General features: G+C 73.3%; 1 protein-coding gene. It reads left to right on the top strand.

Going from position 1 to position 262, the window contains the following annotated elements; genetic code table 11:
• Positions 1 to 262, top strand: a 262-nt coding sequence (locus ADK55_RS23620) for an AMP-binding protein (protein WP_159041534.1), incomplete at both ends; no start/stop codon positions are given.

Genomic DNA, 262 nt, shown 5'->3' on the forward strand with positions numbered 1-262 from the left:
GGGCACCCGTGCGGAGATCGGCGAGGCGACCCTCCCAGACCGCTTCGAGGAGCAGGCACGACTGCGACCCGGGGCCCCGGCGGTGCTCTTCGGCGGCCGGGAACTCACCTACGGCGAACTCAACACCCGCGCCAACCAGCTCGCCCACCACCTCACCACGCAGGGCCTGGGCCGAGGGGACCTGGCCGGCATCCTCCTCGACCGCGGACTCGACTTCGCCATCGCCGTGCTCGCCGTCGTCAAGACCGGCGCCGGCTACGCC

Origin of the sequence: Streptomyces sp. WM4235 (assembly GCF_001279725.1) — a bacterium.
In the GTDB taxonomy this organism is placed as follows: domain Bacteria; phylum Actinomycetota; class Actinomycetes; order Streptomycetales; family Streptomycetaceae; genus Streptomyces.